The 1998-nt window shown below is 71.7% G+C and carries 2 protein-coding genes; one reads left to right on the top strand and one right to left on the bottom strand.

Translation table 11 applies throughout. From position 1 onward, the window contains the following. Positions 1-103: 103 nt before the first annotated feature. On the bottom strand, positions 104-1126 hold the full coding sequence (locus tag G3N92_RS33320) for a fatty acid desaturase (protein ID WP_206131759.1): 1023 nt from the start codon (positions 1124-1126) through the stop codon (positions 104-106). Between the two features lie 193 nt (positions 1127-1319). Between G3N92_RS33320 and G3N92_RS33315 the strand changes: the two genes are divergently transcribed. After that, the coding region (locus G3N92_RS33315) for a PhnD/SsuA/transferrin family substrate-binding protein (RefSeq protein ID WP_206131758.1) at positions 1320-1998 on the top strand (679 nt) is incomplete at its 3' end.

The following is a 1998-nucleotide window of genomic DNA, read 5'->3' as shown; positions in this document are numbered from 1 at the left end:
ATCGCGGTGGCGGCGGCGGTGTGGCGGCTCGGCGCGCGTGCGCCGGGTCAGGTTGCCGAGGCGGGGCAGGCCGCCGCCCCGGCGTTGCGCGAGCGCGCCTAGCCTAGCTGCTGATCTGCAGGCAGCCGTCGATCACGGCGATTCGTGCGCCGCCGTTCGACAGCGCCGCGCTCGCGTGCCGGAACGGATGTTCGGGCGCGTCGGTCGGCCGCCAGGCGTAGCGCCGCAGCAGTTCGAGGTAGCCGCCGCGAATCACGAAGCCGCCGCATTTCTCGGCATAGGCCGCCTGCCGCATCCGGTAGGCGCGCGGCAGGTCGAACCACGGCAGGCCGGGCAGGTCGTGATGGACGAGGTGATAGTTGTTGTTGAGGAACAGCAGGCGCATCGCGAAGCCGGCCTCGTTGACGACGATGCGCGCCTTCGGATGCACGGCGGCGCGATGCTCGTAGAGCGAACGCACCATCGCCAGCGACAGCGCCGGCCAGCTCACGGCCAGCAGATAGGCCCACCACGCGATGCCGGTCGCCAGTTGCACGGCGGCCAGCAGCGCCGCCACCGCCGCGCCGTGCGCGAGCCACATGCGCAGCGTGGCGCGGTCGCCGCCGCGGATCCTGCGGAGCGCGTCGACTGCCATCGCCGCCACGCTCATCGGCGGGCCCACCAGAAGCCGGCCGAGAAACGTCTTGCGCAGCACCCACAGCGCCTTCAGCCAGCGCGGCAGCGCCGCCCACTGGCCGCGCGGCACGTAGTTGCCTTCCGGGTCCACGCCGGGCATCGTCAGGTCCTCGTCGCGGTGATGGGCCAGATGCGTGTCGCGATAGAGCGGATACGGATACCAGATCGCCAGCGGCGGGCTGGCGAGCAGCCGGTTCAGCCAGTCGATGCGGGTGGGGTGGCCGTGCATCAATTCATGTTGCAGCGACATCTGCCAGGTGGCGATCCCCACCAGCAGCGGCGCGGCCGCCGCGAACGGCAGCGTGCCGGCGCGCACCCACGCCAGCACCGCGAGCCAGCCGCCATAGATCGCCGCGATCAGCAGCCAGGTCGGCCATTCGGTGCGCGCGGTCAGGCGCGTTCCGAGCGCGCGGATCGCGTTGGCGTGGTCTACGTCGAAATATTCGGCCATGGTGCGGATGCCGGCGTGGCGATGCGGTTCATGCAAAAACTCTAACGAAGCAGACGCCGCGCGCCAATCAATCGATTCGCATTTGCTTATCAGGCCGGGCGGCTTGCCGCGTCGTTCGGGGCTCCTTATAGTCGGTGCGGCGGGCGCGGGCCGCCCGCGCTGCCGCCGCGAACCGAAAAAGGAGCCGCATCGCATGAGCCGCCGCGTCGCCGGGTTGCCGATGTACAACGTCACGCCACATCTGGGCGCGCTCTGGCGCGCGCTGCTCGCCGATGCGCTCGACGCGTTCGCGCAGGCCGGCGGCACGCGCGAGGTGACGCTGCTCGCCGAGCCGTTCGGCGCGCTGATGCCGTTGTGGCGGCGCGACGATCTGCTGCTGTCGCAAACCTGCGGCTACCCGTTCCGCATGCTCGGCCTGAACGCCGTGACGCAACCGATCGCCACGCCCGTGTTCGACGTCGAGGGCTGCAGCGGCGCCGATTATTCGAGCGTGCTGATCGTGTCGGCCGCCGCGCACGCGGCCGGCGCGACGACGCTGGCCCACTGCCGCGGCCTGCGCGCGGCCTACAACGGCGACGATTCGCACAGCGGCATGAATGCGCTGCGGCACGCCGTGGCGCCGTTCGCGCGCGACGGCCGCTTCTTCGCGTCGGCCACGGCGTTCGGCGCGCATCGCCTCGCGCTGGCCGCCGTGGCCGACGGCCGCGCCGACTGCGCGGCGATCGATTGCGTGACGTTCGCCTATCTGCGCGACGCGCAGCCCGAGCAGGTCGCGGCCGTGCGCACGATCGGCGCGACGGCGAGCGCGCCGGGTTTGCCGCTGATCGCGTCGAACACGCTGGGCCCGCGCGAAGCCGAATGGCTGCGCGACA

Origin of the sequence: Burkholderia sp. Ac-20379, assembly GCF_017104645.1 — a bacterium.
GTDB lineage: Bacteria > Pseudomonadota > Gammaproteobacteria > Burkholderiales > Burkholderiaceae > Burkholderia.
Note: the sequence above shows the minus strand (reverse complement) of the source record. Positions and strands in the feature narration are given on the sequence as shown.

Coding starts and splice junctions, on each gene's coding strand:
- G3N92_RS33320 (WP_206131759.1), bottom strand. CDS start 1,126: ATGGCCGAATATTTCGACGTAGACCACGCCAACGCGATCCGCGCGCTC.